Below are 13,860 nucleotides of genomic sequence, written 5' to 3' on the forward strand. Positions count from 1 at the left end.
GGGTAACCTACGGTGCCGTAACCTTGTCTGGTGACCACCGAAGCGCCCCTTCGCCTCAAGCCGGTCGACATCGGCAAACCCCGGATGCGCGGCTGGCTGCACACGTACGCATTCTTCGTGGCCCTGGTCAGCGGCATTGTGCTCTGTGCACTGGCCGCCACCCGACCCGGCTGGACCGCGCTGGTCAGCTGCGTCGTCTACAGCCTGACGGTGTGCGGCCTGTTCGGCACCAGCGCGCTCTACCACCGCCGGGTCTGGTCGGAACGGGCGTACCAGATCATGCGCCGCCTCGACCATTCGATGATCTTCGTCTTCATCGCCGGCACCTACACACCGTTCTGCCTGCTTCTGCTGCCCGGGCGCAGCGCCGCCACCCTGCTCACCGTGGTCTGGGTCGGTGCGCTGGCCGGGGTGGCGATGAAGCTGATCTGGCCGCATCTGCCGCGCTGGGCCGGCGCCCCGCTCTACATCGCCCTCGGCTGGGTCGCGGTGGTGGTACTACCCGACATCCTGCAGCACGGTGGGGTCACCGCGCTGGTCCTGCTGATCGTCGGCGGCGCAATCTACAGCGTCGGGGCGATATTCTATGCGCTGCGCCGCCCCAACCCGTGGCCCACCGTCTTCGGCCACCACGAGTTCTTCCACGCCTGTACCCTCGTCGCCGCGCTGTGCCATCACATCGCGATCTACTTCGCGCTCTACGCCTGACCCGCCACCACCCCGGCGGGGACCGCCCGGTGTTCGGGATCGTCGGAGATCCTGTTTCGTCAGGGGCAGATCCTGATCCGTCGGGGGGTGGCGGTCTGCTCGGGGTCCGGATCACCGCCGCACCGGGCCGCCCGGGCGACGCACCTCCCGGTACTGCTCCTCCACAACCCGGTCCGACTCGACCGGGGCAGCCGGTGCCGGCTCGTCCTGCGCGGTCCGGGACACCACCGTACGGCGGCGGCTCTGCCAGAACCACAACGTCAGGGCCAGCCCGAACACGCCGGCCACCATCAACACCCAGCCGACCGTGGTCAGGTCGAGAAAGCCCAGTTCGGCCTCGACCGCGAAGGCCAGGATGGCGCCCAGGGCGATGAGGAAGATGCTTCCGCCGATACCCACTTCGTACCTCCTTGGCTGTTGCCGGCACCGTCGTGCCGGCCGGATGCCGCTTGTGAGGTAGCGGCGGGCACGGATGTACCCAGACGTTTGCGAGCTCAATCAGGCAAGCTGAACCGATGACCCGACGCAGCATCGTGCTGCTCCGGCACGCGAAGGCGGAGCAGCCCGAACAGATGGCAGACGAGCAACGCGGGCTCACCCCGCGCGGGCACTCGGACGCGGCACACGCCGGGCAGTGGCTGGCTGAACACCAGCTCTGGCCTCAGCTGGTGCTCTGCTCGCCAGCCCGGCGTACCCGGCAGACCTGGCAGGAGGTGTCGGCGGCGGGTCCGCCGGCACCCGCCCGCTTCGAACCCCGGTTGTACGGCGGGACCGCGGTCGACCTGCTCGGCCTGGTGCGGCAACTGGACGACTCGGTGTCCCGGGTGCTGATTGTCGGGCACAACCCGACGGTCTCCTACGCCTCAGCGCTGCTCGACCCGGTCGGTGCCAGCGACAGCGGGCTGCGGACCTGTGGGATCGCCGTTCACGAGTTCACCGGCGACTGGACGGCGGGTGGGCCGCAGAGGGCTCCTGCGACCCACACGTACACCGCCCGGGCGGGCCGAACCAGCTGACCGCGCGGCCCCGAGTCAGCTCGACCGACATGGCCAGTCAGGCTGGCGATATGGTCAGTTGGGCGGCTGCGGCGGTTCGGCTGGCGGCGGCACCATCTGCGCCGGATGGGCCAGCTTGTTCTCCTCGACGATGACCGTCCGGGCCCGGCGGCGGCGATCGTTCCAGAACCAGAGCACGGTGAGCAGGATCGCCAACCCGGCCAGGATCAGCACCCAGCCAACGGCCCGCACGTCCAGCCACCAGACGTCGGCCCGGACGGCGTACGCCAGGATGGCGCCTATTGCGATGAGGAAGATTCCACTGCCGATACCCATGCGTGCACTCCTTGTGCGGTGGCTACAAGTTGTGCGGTCGCCTGCTGATCTACCCGCCGGGGAGGGCCCGAAACGGTGGCGGCGGAACCTCCTGTCGTCTGCTCAGAAGGCGTCCTCGGGTAGGTCCATCAGGTCAAGTCCGGTTCCGGCGATGATTCGACGATCGGCACCGATCCGGGGCAGCACCTCGCTGGCGAAGAACCGGGCGGCGGCCACCTTGCCCTGGTAGAAGCTCTGGTCGGCGTCGGAGATCCCGTCGCCGCCCAACGCGGTAAGGGCGACCTCGGCTTGGCGCTGCAGCAGCCAGGCGATCACCACGTCGCCGAGCGCCAGCAGCAGTCGCCGACTGCTCAGGCCGACCTTGTACAGCGAGCGCGGCTCGCCGCTCTGCACCTCACCGAGCCAACCGGTCATCACGCCGAGGATGTTCTGCACCTCGCCGAGCGCCCGGCCGAGCGCGGCGCGCTCCTCCTTGAGCTGGCCGTTTCCGCCCTCGGCGGCGATGAAGGCCTGAATCTCGCCGGCGACCGCCATCAGCGACTGGCCGTTGTCCCGGACGATCTTGCGGAAGAACAGGTCGAGGCTCTGGATCGCAGTGGTTCCCTCGTACAGGGTGTCGATCTTGGAATCCCGGACGTACTGCTCCAGCGGGTAGTCCTGCAGGAAGCCGGAGCCGCCGAAGGTCTGCAGCGACTCGTGGCCGAGCAGTTCGTACGCCCGTTCCGAGCCACACCCCTTGACCAGGGGCAGCAGCAGGTCGTTGACCCGCTTGGCGAGCTGAACGGTCTCCTCGTCGCCGGCCGCCCGGGCTACGTTGATCTTGTCCTGCCAGCTGGCCGTGTAGCAGACCAACGCACGCAGGCCCTCGGCGTACGACTTCTGCAGCATGAGCGACCGACGGACGTCGGGGTGGTGGGTGATGGTCACCCGCGGTGCCGCCTTGTCGGTCATCTGCAGCAGATCGGCGCCCTGGACCCGGTTCTTGGCGTACTCGAGGGCGTTCAGGTAGCCGGTGGAGAGGGTGGCGATCGCCTTCGTGCCGACCAGCATCCGGGCGTACTCGATGATCAGGAACATCTGCCGGATGCCGTCGTGCACGTCGCCGAGCAGCCATCCCTTGGCCGGCACGCCGTGCTCACCGAAGGTGAGCTCGCAGGTCGTGGAGACCTTCAGGCCCATCTTGTGCTCGACGTTCGTGGCGAAGACGCCGTTACGCTCGCCCAGCTCACCGGTTGCCCCGTCGAAGTGGTACTTGGGCACGACGAACAGCGACAGCCCTTTGGTGCCCGGACCACCGGCGCCCTCGACGCCGACCGGGCGGGCCAGGACGTAGTGGATGATGTTCTCGCTGAGGTCGTGCTCGCCGCTGGTGATGAAGCGTTTGACGCCCTCGATGTGGTACGAGCCGTCCGGCTGCGGAATCGCCCGGGTGCGCCCGGCACCCACGTCGGAGCCGGCGTCCGGCTCGGTCAGCACCATCGTCGACGCCCACTGCCGCTCGACGAAGAGTTTGGCCCACTCCTTCTGCTCCGGCGTGCCCTCGACGTAGAGGGTGTGCGCGAAGGACGGCCCGGAGGCGTACATCCAGACCGGCGCGTTGGAGCCGAGCACCAGGTCGGCCAGCGACCACCACAACGCCCGTGGCGCGTTGGTGCCGCCGAGCTCCTCCGGCAGGTCCAGCCGCCAGAACTCGGCCTGCATGAAGGCCTCGAACGAACGGCGGAACTCGGGCGGCAAGGTCACCGAGTGGGTGGCCGGGTCGAAGACCGGCGGGTTGCGGTCGCCCGGCACGAAGCTGGGTGCGAGCTCCTCGCGGGCCAGCCGCTCGACCTCGCTGAGGATGCTCCGGGCGGTGTCGACATCCAGGTCGGCGTAGGGTGCCTGGCCGAAGGTGCGGTCGGCGCCGAAAACCTCGAACAGGTTGAACTCGAGGTCCCGAAGGTTGCTCTTGTAGTGGGTCATCGCGTGGTGGCCCCGCTTCCGGACAGCTGTTACTGGTCAGTAACCACCACTGTATTACTCCCGGGTAGCCAACGACAAGCGCGCCGTCTGGCAAACCGAGGACAGCAACGGGGCAGCTGACGGCCCATCAGTCGTCACTTGTCCGGTATACAGTCGTTTTGCCCGGTGCAAGAGGCAAAAATTGGGCAAAACCCAAGAAGCGCCGCAGTTGTCATCAGGAGGCACAGATGTCCGTCACCCGCCTGCTCAACGCACTGGTCGAACCGATTGCCAGCCGTCGCTACGTCGGCCGGCACCGGGCCCTCGGCGGCACCAGCTTCCTGTTCGCGATCGCCCAGCCGGTCTGACCCGCCCGGGGCCTCGGCGCCACCTGCCGTCGGCGCTCCGCCCCGTCGGACACTCCGGCCGGTCAGCCGCCGGGCGCGCCGACTTCCCAACTCGGCACGGACGGAGCGGGCACCACCCCGGAGCCCGAGTACTCCATCAGGACCAGGGCGATGTCGTCGTCGAGCCGCCCGTACACCCACTCGACCAACGCCGTCTCCAGCGATGCCAGGCCGTCACCGACGGTTCCGTGACCCAGCAGCCGCCAGGCCCGGTCCGCAGTGGGGAAAAAGGCACCGTCCCGACGTGCCTCGCCCAGTCCGTCGGTGAACAGCAGCAACCGGTCACCCGGCTCGAGACGTTCGACCCGGGGACGTACCACCGGCATGAACCCGAGCGGCGGCGCCGGAGCCGGCGGTTCCAGCGGGATCACCTCGCCTCGGCGCAGCAGCAGCGGCGCCGGATGCCCGCAGTTGACGATGGTCAGCGTTCCACCGCGCTCCTCGACCAGGGCGGCGGTGACGAAATCCTCGTCGCCCACGCTGCGCGCCACCGCCCGGTCCAGGTCGGCCACGATGGCCCGCAGGTCGGCCCGCTCATAGGCGACGTGTCGGTACGAACCCAGGACGATGCTGGCTAGTCGGACCGCGTCCAGGCCTTTGCCCCGTACATCTCCGATGATCATGCGTACGCCGTACGGCGTGTCGAGCGCCTCATACAGGTCACCGCCGATGTCAGCGGCGGCGGTGGCGGAGATGTAGCGTCCCGCCACGGCGAGCGTGCCGACCTGCGGTCCGAGCGGACGCAACACCGCCTGCTGGGCCACCGACGCCAGTCGCGAAAGCTCGGCGATCTGCTGTGCCTGCCGTTCCCGGATCACCGCCACCGCCGCCGCCAGCCCGGTGGCCAGCGCGATACCGACCACGTTCACCGCGGTCGCCAGCGAGAGCATCTGACCGGTCAGTGCGAAGATGCCACCGACCAGGGTGGCCAGCACCCCGGTGGAGAGCACCACCCGCCACGTCGCGAAGGCCGCCGCGAGGAACGGGGCAGCGGCGACCAGACCGACGTAGTTGACACCGGACCCGTCCGCGATCTCCACCACGGAGACGAGCGCGAGCAGCACGAGGGCCGCGCCGAGGCCGACGCGGGAACCAGCGCTGAGTGGGCGGCGGCCGCCCATCGGGATGATGTGCATGGGTACGCGAAACAGCATGACTCATCGGTGGCGGTGGCCCAACGGAGTTGGCCTGTCGTCTGATCCGGATATGGCCACCCGGAGTATTGGACAACCTTGGCACCCTGGCTATCCCCCGGGCGGGCGGCGAGCGGTTGCTCAACCTGTGGGCAAACCTGGAAATGGCACATCACGCTGCTGACCAGCAACTCGACACTGAGCGGCAACTCAGTGTCGCGGTCAGTCGCCGAGAATCTCGTAGCGGACCTGGAGGTGACCCAGGTCAAGAGCCGCAATCTTCGCGAAAGCGGCACGAGCCTGGCGTAGTACGACGCACCACAGGTGCGGTCAGGTCGTGCAGAGCAGCGTCTGGCGCTCTCCACCACCTGGCCACCGGTCTGGCCCCCGTTCTGAGTCGGGGGACGCGGGTTGCGATGGCGCGCGGCCATGACCATCCCGGCATACTCGGCCGGTGACCGACGCCGCAGCCGCTCGCCCGCACCGGTCCCGCGCGGCCGCAACCGGCAACCTGCCGCGCCCGGCCGCAACCGGCGACGCGCCGGACCCGCTTGAACTCCGGCGGCTGCTGATCGACACCTTCGTCTGGCACGACCCCGGCCCGGCCAGCAGCCATCTGGTGAGCGACCTGTCCGGGTGGTGGCGACACCCCCGGATTCTCGCCGGGATCGGCCCCGCCCTCGCCGGTCTGGCCAGCGCCGATCTGGCCGACGCGGACCGACCGAGCACGGTGATGACCCCGCAGGTCACCGGGCTGCTCGTCGGCCCGCTGGTGGCGACAGCGCTCGGCGTTGGCGTCGTACCCGCGTACAAGGAGGATCCGCAGCGGGCAATCGCGGACGCGACCACCTGGACCACGACGGCGCCCGACTACCGGGGCCGCACGCTGCGGCTGGGTGTCCGTGACCGGCACCTCGGCCCAGGCGACCGGGTCCTGCTCGTCGACGACTGGGTCAGCAGCGGCGCGCAGCTGCGGGCCATGGCGCAGCTCGCCGCAGCTCGCGGGGCGCTCGTCGTCGGCAGCGCGGTGATCGTCGCCGACTGTCCGCCCCCCGTCGTCGACGAACTCCGGATCCGCAGCCTGATTCACAGCGAGGACCTCTGAGCCGCCGGGGTCGCTATCGGCTACGGCGTCGGGCCGTTACGGCGTCGCCTCGTGTCCCGGTCGGCCGACGGTACGCCGGGCCTGCTTCATCTCTGCCTCGTGGATGTGCCGGCGGCCGCCCACCAGCGCCTCCCGGGCTGCCCGCTCGACCGCCTGGAAGGTCGCGTAGTAGCCGTCGTCGAACTCCTCGACGATCTGGAATGTCCAGCGGCCCGGCAGGACGTTGCGACCGATCAGCTCCGTCTCGACCCGGTCAGCCATGTGCCGGTGGCCGGCCCCGCGCAGCAGCTGGACGACCCGGTCCAGGGTCGCGTCCGCGCCGCCGATCAACTGGTGCATCGAGTAGAGGTGGCCACGAGCCCGGTGCACCGTCTCCAGTGCCTTGCTCAACTCGCCGAGCGCCGCGACCGTGGCGTCGTCCACCCCTCGAGGTCGGGCGTGGTCGGCATCCACAGCCGGCAAATCCTTCGGTTCCGACATGGAACATTCGTACCAGAGACCGGGGCGACACAACGCTGGGTCAACGATGAACGACCCATAGTAGAGTCGGAGCGATGCGCCGGCCCCCGCAGACCATCTCGGTGGTCACTCCTGTCCATCCCGCGAGCATCCCGTACCTCGCCGACGCGTACGCCTCGCTGCGGGCGCAGCGGATGCCGCCTGGTTGGCAGTGGCGCTGGCTGGTGCAGGAGGACGGGCAGACCGGTGAGGTCGCCGCCGCGCTGTCTCAGGACCGCCGGATCAGCGTCGGCCACAACCGCCCCGGTGGCCCCGGCGTCACCCGCACCATGGCGCTGTCCCGCGCCGACGGGCCGCTGGTCAAGGTGCTCGACGCCGACGACCGGCTGACCTCTGACGCGCTGGCCCGCGACATCGCGGTCCTCACCGCCGACCCGACGGTCGGCTGGACGACGGCGGCGGCGCTCGATCTGCTGAGCGACCACCGCACGGTACGGATGGCCACCGATCCACCGGGCGGCCGGTTGCCCGCCGGTACGGTCCACCGGTGCTGGCAGGAGGACGCCTACCGGCTGCCGGTGCACCCGGCGACGCTGTGCATCCGTACGGACCTGCTGCTGGCCCTGGGCGGCTGGCTGGCGCTGCCCGCCTCCGAGGACACCGGGCTGCTCCTCGCCGCGAGCACGGTCAGCGACGGTCACTTCATCGACGAGCCGGGGTTGCTTTACCGGAAGTGGCCCGGGCAGGTGACCAACCAGCGGGCCCACTGGTCCCCGACGGAACGGGCCGACCGGATCCAGGTGATCGAAAGCCGGGTCGCCGCGCTGGCGCTGCTGGGTATCGGCCCGACGTCGTCCACACCGCAAGGTCGGTGATGACACGCGGCGGTCGTTGCACGCAGTGCAACCTCCTCGGTCCAGGGGTTACCTGTTCAGCTTGATGCCGCAGGTGCATCAAGATGTACCTGCGGCATCACGTCCGCCGACGCAGCATGGGTTCCGAGGCGGGCAGCTCGGGCAGTTGGATTGATGACCAAACCTACGAGATGATCGTAAAGGTGGCAGAGCTAACCAATCGCAGCCCCAGCGAGTTGCTTCGCGAAGTGCTGCAGGCCGCGTACCCGCGAAAGTAGGAAGCTGCCGGCGATCCCCGCGCTCATACGACGAAAGCCCTGGTTGGGATTCGCATCCTGACCAGGGCTTTCGGTGTGGAGCGGGTGACGGGAATCGAACCCGCACTGTCAGCTTGGGAAGCTGATGTTCTGCCATTGAACTACACCCGCGAGCGGCCCCACTCTACCCGGTCCGCCCGGTCGCTGCGCAACAGGCCCGGCCGCCGACCGAGCACAGCATGGGGTAACGGCTCGGCGCCCGTCGACCGACCGTCAACGGGTAGGGCGTCGAGGCGTCGGCCGGTGCCATGCGGCGGATCAGCAGGCGACCGGGGCCGGCACCGGGTGGGAAACGCTGCCACTGGTCGGGTCGAGCCAGACCTGGACGGCTGGTTGCCGTGGCGCCGCCGCCGCGTAGTGGCCGGTGCTGCCAGCGCGTTGCGCCACCATCGCCACGTCGACGGTGAACTCGAACAGCCGCCAGTCGACGTGCGGCACGGCCCCGAGATCGCTGGCGAGCCGACCCACCTTGGCCGGATCGGTGACCGGATGCGCCCGACCTGCCAGGTACGCCTCGTCGTCACTCTCCTCCGGCGGGAACGAGTGCAGCGCGTACCGACCGTCCCGCTCCAGGTCACGCCGCTTCGGCGAGTCGATGATGAAGCAGAACAACCCACTGTCGGTGATCACCGGGGAGACCGGGTGCACCCGGGGACCACCGTCGGCTCGGACGGTGGCGAGGTAGCCGAGGCCGGGACCGTACTGCTGCATGAGGAGTCGGATCGCCGTGGCCAGGCGGGGCTCGTCGGCTGCGAACTCGGACCAGGTTGCCATGCGGTGATTCTATCGAACATGTGTACGAAGAGATAGTGGGATCGCCCGGCCACGCCGATCCGGGTACGTTCCGGCCAGGACACCGACCGCACGGTCACACCGGCCGCACGGTCGCTATCGTGTGACGATGCTCCTCTCCGACCGGGACATCGTCGCGGAGACCAAGTCCGGCGGCCTCTCCCTCGAGCCGTTCGAATCCTCGCTCATCCAGCCGTCGAGCATCGATGTCCGGCTCGACCGGTATTTCCGGGTCTTCAACAACCACCTGTACACCCACATCGACCCGGCCACCCGGCAGGACGATCTGACGTCCCAGGTCGAGGTGCCCAGCGGCGACCCGTTCGTCCTGCACCCCGGTGAGTTCGTCCTTGCCTCCACGCTCGAGGTCGTCTCGCTCGGCGACGGCCTGGCCGCCCGGCTGGAGGGCAAGTCGAGCCTGGGTCGGCTGGGCCTGTTGACCCACTCCACCGCCGGCTTCATCGACCCCGGCTTCTCCGGCCACGTGACGCTGGAGTTGTCCAACGTGGCGAACCTGCCGATCAAGCTCTGGCCCGGGATGAGGATCGGGCAGTTGTGCATCTTCCGGCTCTCGTCGCCGTCGGAGCATCCGTACGGGTCGGCGGTCTACGGATCCCGGTACCAGGGCCAGCGTGGGCCCACTCCGAGCCGGTCCTGGCAGCGGTGGCGCACCTGGCCGACCAGCTGAACCGGCTGGGCTGTCGGAGAGCCGGCGCACCGGCGACGGGGAGGCGAAAGGCGCCCTCCCAAGCCGGGGGGAGACATGGGAGGGCGCCTTTCCGGTGGCCGGTGCTGCCGCTTGACGGGGGGATCAGCGACACGCGCCAGGCCATGGGGAGGAGTGAGGTCTAGCCGGGCCTGCCGTAACTGTGCACACTCGAACCGATCTTGCGCATCTGCACCGGTTCGCCCGCCTGGGAGGCGTGCACGATCCAGCCGTCACCCACGTACATGCCGACGTGGGAGAGCCCGCTGTAGTAGAAGATGAGGTCACCGGGGCGCAGCTGGTCCCGGCTCACATTGGCGGTCACCTGACGCTGCCGGGCCGCGTTGTGTGGCAGTGAGACACCCGCCTGCCCCCAGGCGGCCAGGGTGAGACCCGAACAGTCGTAGCTGCCCGGTCCCGCTGAACCCCACACGTACGGCTTGCCGATCTGCGCACAGGCGAAGGTGACCGCCTTGCCGGCCGCACCGCCGGGGTAGGTCGCCGGGCAGGGCGCGGGACGCAGCGAGCCGAGGGTGTTGGTCGAGCCGTACGCCTCCAGGCGCAGGTCCTGCAACCGGTCAACCTCGGCGTCGATCTCCTTGGCCTTCGCCGCCAGCTGAGCCTCGGTGCTGGTCAGCTCGATGATCAAATCGTCCAGCGGAGCCTTCTTCGCGGCGTACTCGTTCTTGAGGTCGACGACAGCCTGCACGTCGCGGGCCTGCCGCCGGGCGAACTGGTCCAGCAGCTCGAGCTGGTCGGCGAGGTGGGTCGGCTTGCCGTTGGTCAGGATCGCGTTGAAGACCGACGGACTACCACCCTTGTACGACCGGGCGGCGAACTCGCTGACCCGGTCCATCGCCAGGTCGATCTGGATCTGCAGCGGCTTGATCTTCTTCTGCAGTTCGTCCGCCTGCTTCTTCTTGGCGGCGAGGTCTTGCCGTACGGCGTTGTGCCGTTCGATCGTCGGTTCGAGCTCGGCCCAGACCTCGTCGATCTGCGACTCGATCTCGGCGACGGTGGGCTGCGCCTGCGCCGGCGCCGCGACCAGCAGCAGACCGACGCCGGTGGTGGCGGCGATCAACGTGGTGAGTATTCGGCCAGGGTCGTGCGGCGGTTTTCGCCGATGGTCGCGGCCGGACCACCGGAGGTATCGCCGAGGGGCGCTCGTAGCCACCGGACTCCTTCTCCCCAGACCGCCTACCGGGTTAGCTGACGGGTTCGGGCGGAAAGGAGACGCCCTACCGCAGGTGGCCTGCGGATTCACCCCGAGAGTGCCGTGGGTCCCCGGCTCGCCGTCAGACGGCGATTAGGCGGTGTCAGGCCGAGGTCAACCCGGTTGGTTGACGTCCTCCCGACTCGACGATCCCCAAGGGTAGAGAGCGGTGTTCTCGCTACGCAAGCGAAAACATGGACTATCTCATTGAGTACGCAGACGATTGCGTATCGTGCATAGGCTGCCATCGTTCAAGCGTTCGAATTCTGCCGGGCGGACCGGCCCGTTCATACCGGTCCGCCCGTACGTTCGGCCGACCAACGCGCGCCACTCAGATTGCCTCGGCGGGCTGGCTGACCTGCTGCGATCAGCCGACCCGCTTGAAACCGGCGAGCGGCATGTTGTCGATGTTCTCCATCTGCACAGGCTGACCCGCGCGGGGAGCGTGCACCATCAGGCCATTACCGATGTAGATCCCCACGTGATGCAGATCACTGAAGAAGAATACGAGATCGCCGGGCTTGGCGTTGGCGCGGCTGACCGAACTGCCCTGATTCCACTGAGTTCCGGTGTAATGCGTGAGGCTGACACCGGCACTTGCCCAGGCGTACTGGGTCAGGCCGGAACAGTCGAAGGCGTTCGGCCCGGTGGCACCCCAGACGTACGGCTTACCGAGCTGTGCGCACGCGGTGCGGACCGCAGTTCCGGCGGCTCCGCCGACCGACACCGCCGGGCACGGGCCGGAGGCACCGGATCCGCCGGTGTAGCCGGTGGACTGGTACGCGGCGTTTCGCGCCCGTTCCAGGCGCTTGATCTCGGCGTCGATGGTCTTGCGCTGCTCGGCGAGCGTCTTGTCCTGTGCCTGCTGCTTCGTGATCAACTCGTCCAGCGTCTGCCGTTCAGCGAGATAGCGGTCGCGGGTCTCCAGAACGGCGGTGATCTTTTCCTGCCGACGCTTGGAGATCCGGTCCAGCACCACGAGCTGATCCGCCAGGCTGGTCGGTGATCCGGTCCGGAGGAGGGCGTTCAGCTCGCTCGACGGCCCGGTCCGGTAATAGCGGTTGGCCACCTCACCGATCTCGTCCGCCGCCAGGTTGGCCTGCAGCGACAGCGGGCGGATCTTCTCGTCGAGCGCAGCCGCCTTCTTCTCGTTGGCCTTGAGCTCGCTGTGCACCTTGTTGTACTGCTCGATGACCGGTTCCAGTTTCAGCCACTGGGCGTCCAACTCGGCTTCGATCTCAGCCAGCGTCGGCTCGGCGTGGGCCGGAACAGCCGGGATGACCAACGCAATTACGGCGAGCAACAGGGTGATCGCACTACGCCGCAAGAGCCGTAAAGGCCGATGCTCTCCGCATCGATTTCGGGACCCACTGTGACGATGGATGTGCGAGTTTACGAGCGCACGTGCCATTGGCAGCGACTCCTTCAATGGTTCGATCGCTGGGGCCTCACGGGCGGGGGTACGGAGGCCGACATCCGCAGCGGTCGGTGCATCACCTTATTGGAAAGCGCGGTGTTCGTTCAAGACCGCCTGCCGCCTCTGCTTCCCCGAAGCAACCGCTTCTCCTGCGGTCACCGGTCTGGGCGGTTAGCATGATGACATGGAATCGCTCAGCCTCGCGGAGGAGCTGGTCCTGCTCAGCTATGACGATTCCGGGACCGCGACCGTCGCTTCCCCAGAGCTCGACTACGCCGTCGCCGGGGCGGTGTTGTGCGACCTCGCCGTCGGCGGCCAGATTGCGATTGACGCAGACGGCCGGGTGCTGACCGACGACGATCCCGCCGGCGGGTACGCACCCGGCGATGCCCGGGGTCGAGGCCACGGTCGGGAGTTGCTCGACCAGGTCCGGACCAGGATTCAGGCCGAGCCTGGCCGCGCGACCCGCGACTGGGTGGTCGATCTGTCCCACGGTGTAGTCGACGAGGTACTCAACGGGCTGGTCGTCTCGGGGGTGCTCCGCCGGGAACGGGACCGGGTGCTCTGGGTGCTGCCCCGGCCCAAATTCGCTCCGCCGGACGGCGGCGAACCGCCCGCCGAGACGGAGACCCGGCGACGGCTGGCCGCCGCCGAGCGCGGCGCCGGACCGGTCGGACCACGTACCGCCGCGTTGGCCTGCCTGCTGAACGCACTCGACGTACCGAACGTCGCTGTTGCACAGCCCTTGGACGCGCGGCGCCGGCCGCCCGCAGTGCTCGGGCCGGCAGCCTGGCCGATCGCTGCGACCACCGACGTCGTCGCCGGGTACCGGGCGACGGTCGCCCGCAGCGTCTTCGCCGCTACCGATGTCGCGACTGGCAGCTAGCTGACCTTGGTAGGTGACGGCGCGAACCGCCGCCACAGCAACCGGACCACGCCGCCGCCGACCGCCCCGATCAGCGCCCCGGTCGCGTTGTTGACCCAGTCGTAGCCGACACACTCACGGCCGACGCCGAGCACGGCCTGGCCTACTTCGACGACGACTGGGGCCAGCAGGAGCAGCCCGGTGGCCAGCGCCGGCCGGCGGACCGCCAGCACCGTGCAGAACGCCAGTGGTACGAACATCGCCACGTTGCCGACCCGTTCGCCGAGCGAGTCGACGGTGACCAGCCCGGACCACAGCACCGCCGGATCGGTGAGCGACCGGAGGCACGCGGCGAAGACCTGGCCGTCCGGGCCGGAAACGGAGACCCCGGGGGCGAGCGGTACACCGGACCCGGTCGGTGCCGGTGGCAGGGTGAGCGCGGCGATCGCGGCAGCGCTGAGAAGCATCCCGAGCGTCGGCCAGCGCGCCCAGCCGAGCCGTACGGCGAGCGGCCGGTGCACCAGCAGGCTCACGCCGGCCAGCACCGCGAGGGTGAGGAACGGCCAGGGCTGGGCGAGGAACTCGCGGGCCCAACCCAGCACCCGCTTCTCC

At 68.9% G+C, this 13,860-nt stretch carries 15 protein-coding genes, 1 tRNA gene and 1 riboswitch; of the genes, 6 read left to right on the forward strand and 10 right to left on the reverse strand.

Features of this window, described 5'->3' with window-relative positions:
- The first annotated feature begins 30 nt into the window (after positions 1 to 30).
- On the forward strand, positions 31 to 708 hold the full coding sequence (locus O7621_RS04915; RefSeq protein ID WP_282232933.1) for a hemolysin III family protein: 678 nt from the start codon (positions 31 to 33) through the stop codon (positions 706 to 708).
- A gap of 111 nt (positions 709 to 819) precedes the next feature.
- On the opposite strand, the gene O7621_RS04920 is transcribed toward O7621_RS04915, so the two are convergent.
- A complete protein-coding gene (locus O7621_RS04920; RefSeq protein ID WP_282232934.1) occupies positions 820 to 1,107 on the reverse strand; it encodes a DUF6458 family protein in 288 nt (95 codons plus the stop codon).
- Between the two features lie 116 nt (positions 1,108 to 1,223).
- Between O7621_RS04920 and O7621_RS04925 the strand changes: the two genes are divergently transcribed.
- A complete protein-coding gene (locus O7621_RS04925; protein ID WP_282232935.1) occupies positions 1,224 to 1,724 on the forward strand; it encodes a histidine phosphatase family protein in 501 nt (166 codons plus the stop codon).
- A gap of 54 nt (positions 1,725 to 1,778) precedes the next feature.
- Here O7621_RS04925 and O7621_RS04930 read toward each other — a convergent pair whose 3' ends face one another.
- The 3 genes from O7621_RS04930 to O7621_RS04940 form a co-directional block, all read right to left on the reverse strand.
- The gene (locus tag O7621_RS04930; RefSeq protein WP_123606537.1) at positions 1,779 to 2,039 is read right to left on the reverse strand and encodes a DUF6458 family protein; all 261 of its coding nucleotides are present in this window, start codon (positions 2,037 to 2,039) and stop codon (positions 1,779 to 1,781) included.
- A 102-nt stretch (positions 2,040 to 2,141) separates the two neighbouring features.
- Entirely contained in the window at positions 2,142 to 4,001 is a 1,860-nt protein-coding gene (locus O7621_RS04935) for an acyl-CoA dehydrogenase (protein WP_282232936.1), read from the reverse strand.
- A gap of 409 nt (positions 4,002 to 4,410) precedes the next feature.
- Entirely contained in the window at positions 4,411 to 5,541 is a 1,131-nt protein-coding gene (locus tag O7621_RS04940; RefSeq protein WP_278172712.1) for a PP2C family protein-serine/threonine phosphatase, read from the reverse strand.
- Positions 5,542 to 6,085: 544 nt separating this feature from the next.
- On the opposite strand from O7621_RS04940, the gene O7621_RS04945 reads away from it, so the two are divergent.
- On the forward strand, positions 6,086 to 6,625 hold the full coding sequence (locus tag O7621_RS04945) for a phosphoribosyltransferase family protein (protein WP_282234455.1): 540 nt from the start codon (positions 6,086 to 6,088) through the stop codon (positions 6,623 to 6,625).
- Between the two features lie 36 nt (positions 6,626 to 6,661).
- On the opposite strand, the gene O7621_RS04950 is transcribed toward O7621_RS04945, so the two are convergent.
- The gene (locus tag O7621_RS04950; protein ID WP_282232937.1) at positions 6,662 to 7,105 is read right to left on the reverse strand and encodes a hypothetical protein; all 444 of its coding nucleotides are present in this window, start codon (positions 7,103 to 7,105) and stop codon (positions 6,662 to 6,664) included.
- A 74-nt stretch (positions 7,106 to 7,179) separates the two neighbouring features.
- Here O7621_RS04950 and O7621_RS04955 point away from each other — a divergent pair, with 74 nt between their 5' ends.
- A complete protein-coding gene (locus O7621_RS04955; RefSeq protein ID WP_282232938.1) occupies positions 7,180 to 7,959 on the forward strand; it encodes a glycosyltransferase family A protein in 780 nt (259 codons plus the stop codon).
- A 333-nt stretch (positions 7,960 to 8,292) separates the two neighbouring features.
- Here O7621_RS04955 and O7621_RS04960 read toward each other — a convergent pair.
- Both O7621_RS04960 and O7621_RS04965 read right to left on the reverse strand, forming a co-directional pair.
- A tRNA-Gly gene (locus O7621_RS04960) sits at positions 8,293 to 8,366 on the reverse strand.
- A 147-nt stretch (positions 8,367 to 8,513) separates the two neighbouring features.
- Positions 8,514 to 9,029: a pyridoxamine 5'-phosphate oxidase family protein gene (locus O7621_RS04965; protein WP_282232939.1), complete on the reverse strand. Its 516-nt coding sequence runs from the start codon at positions 9,027 to 9,029 to the stop codon at positions 8,514 to 8,516.
- A gap of 127 nt (positions 9,030 to 9,156) precedes the next feature.
- On the opposite strand from O7621_RS04965, the gene dcd reads away from it, so the two are divergent.
- Positions 9,157 to 9,735 (forward strand): dCTP deaminase, encoded by a 579-nt coding sequence (gene dcd, locus O7621_RS04970; RefSeq protein WP_281552431.1) that lies wholly within the window; start codon positions 9,157 to 9,159, stop codon positions 9,733 to 9,735.
- 160 nt (positions 9,736 to 9,895) lie between these two features.
- Here dcd and O7621_RS04975 read toward each other — a convergent pair whose 3' ends face one another.
- Positions 9,896 to 10,834, reverse strand: coding sequence for an NlpC/P60 family protein (locus O7621_RS04975; RefSeq protein WP_282232940.1), 939 nt, complete (start codon positions 10,832 to 10,834; stop codon positions 9,896 to 9,898).
- Positions 10,835 to 10,932: 98 nt separating this feature from the next.
- A riboswitch (cyclic di-AMP (ydaO/yuaA leader) is annotated at positions 10,933 to 11,076 on the reverse strand.
- 257 nt (positions 11,077 to 11,333) lie between these two features.
- Positions 11,334 to 12,377: an NlpC/P60 family protein gene (locus O7621_RS04980; protein ID WP_282232941.1), complete on the reverse strand. Its 1,044-nt coding sequence runs from the start codon at positions 12,375 to 12,377 to the stop codon at positions 11,334 to 11,336.
- A gap of 190 nt (positions 12,378 to 12,567) precedes the next feature.
- On the opposite strand from O7621_RS04980, the gene O7621_RS04985 reads away from it, so the two are divergent.
- On the forward strand, positions 12,568 to 13,269 hold the full coding sequence (locus tag O7621_RS04985; RefSeq protein WP_282232942.1) for a GPP34 family phosphoprotein: 702 nt from the start codon (positions 12,568 to 12,570) through the stop codon (positions 13,267 to 13,269).
- Here O7621_RS04985 and O7621_RS04990 read toward each other — a convergent pair.
- Entirely contained in the window at positions 13,266 to 13,850 is a 585-nt protein-coding gene (locus O7621_RS04990) for a VanZ family protein (RefSeq protein ID WP_282232943.1), read from the reverse strand. The two genes, O7621_RS04985 and O7621_RS04990, sit on opposite strands and share 4 nt — an antisense overlap.
- Between the last annotated feature and the right edge of the window lie 10 nt (positions 13,851 to 13,860).

Origin of the sequence: Solwaraspora sp. WMMD937 (genome assembly GCF_029581175.1) — a bacterium.
Taxonomy (GTDB): Bacteria; Actinomycetota; Actinomycetes; order Mycobacteriales; family Micromonosporaceae; genus Micromonospora_E.

Coding starts and splice junctions, on each gene's coding strand:
- O7621_RS04925 (WP_282232935.1), top strand. CDS start 1,224: ATGACCCGACGCAGCATCGTGCTGCTCCGGCACGCGAAGGCGGAGCAG.
- O7621_RS04930 (WP_123606537.1), bottom strand. CDS start 2,039: ATGGGTATCGGCAGTGGAATCTTCCTCATCGCAATAGGCGCCATCCTG.
- O7621_RS04935 (WP_282232936.1), bottom strand. CDS start 4,001: ATGACCCACTACAAGAGCAACCTTCGGGACCTCGAGTTCAACCTGTTC.
- O7621_RS04940 (WP_278172712.1), bottom strand. CDS start 5,541: ATGCTGTTTCGCGTACCCATGCACATCATCCCGATGGGCGGCCGCCGC.
- O7621_RS04950 (WP_282232937.1), bottom strand. CDS start 7,105: ATGTCGGAACCGAAGGATTTGCCGGCTGTGGATGCCGACCACGCCCGA.
- O7621_RS04955 (WP_282232938.1), top strand. CDS start 7,180: ATGCGCCGGCCCCCGCAGACCATCTCGGTGGTCACTCCTGTCCATCCC.
- O7621_RS04965 (WP_282232939.1), bottom strand. CDS start 9,029: ATGGCAACCTGGTCCGAGTTCGCAGCCGACGAGCCCCGCCTGGCCACG.
- dcd (WP_281552431.1), top strand. CDS start 9,157: ATGCTCCTCTCCGACCGGGACATCGTCGCGGAGACCAAGTCCGGCGGC.
- O7621_RS04980 (WP_282232941.1), bottom strand. CDS start 12,377: ATGGCACGTGCGCTCGTAAACTCGCACATCCATCGTCACAGTGGGTCC.
- O7621_RS04985 (WP_282232942.1), top strand. CDS start 12,568: ATGGAATCGCTCAGCCTCGCGGAGGAGCTGGTCCTGCTCAGCTATGAC.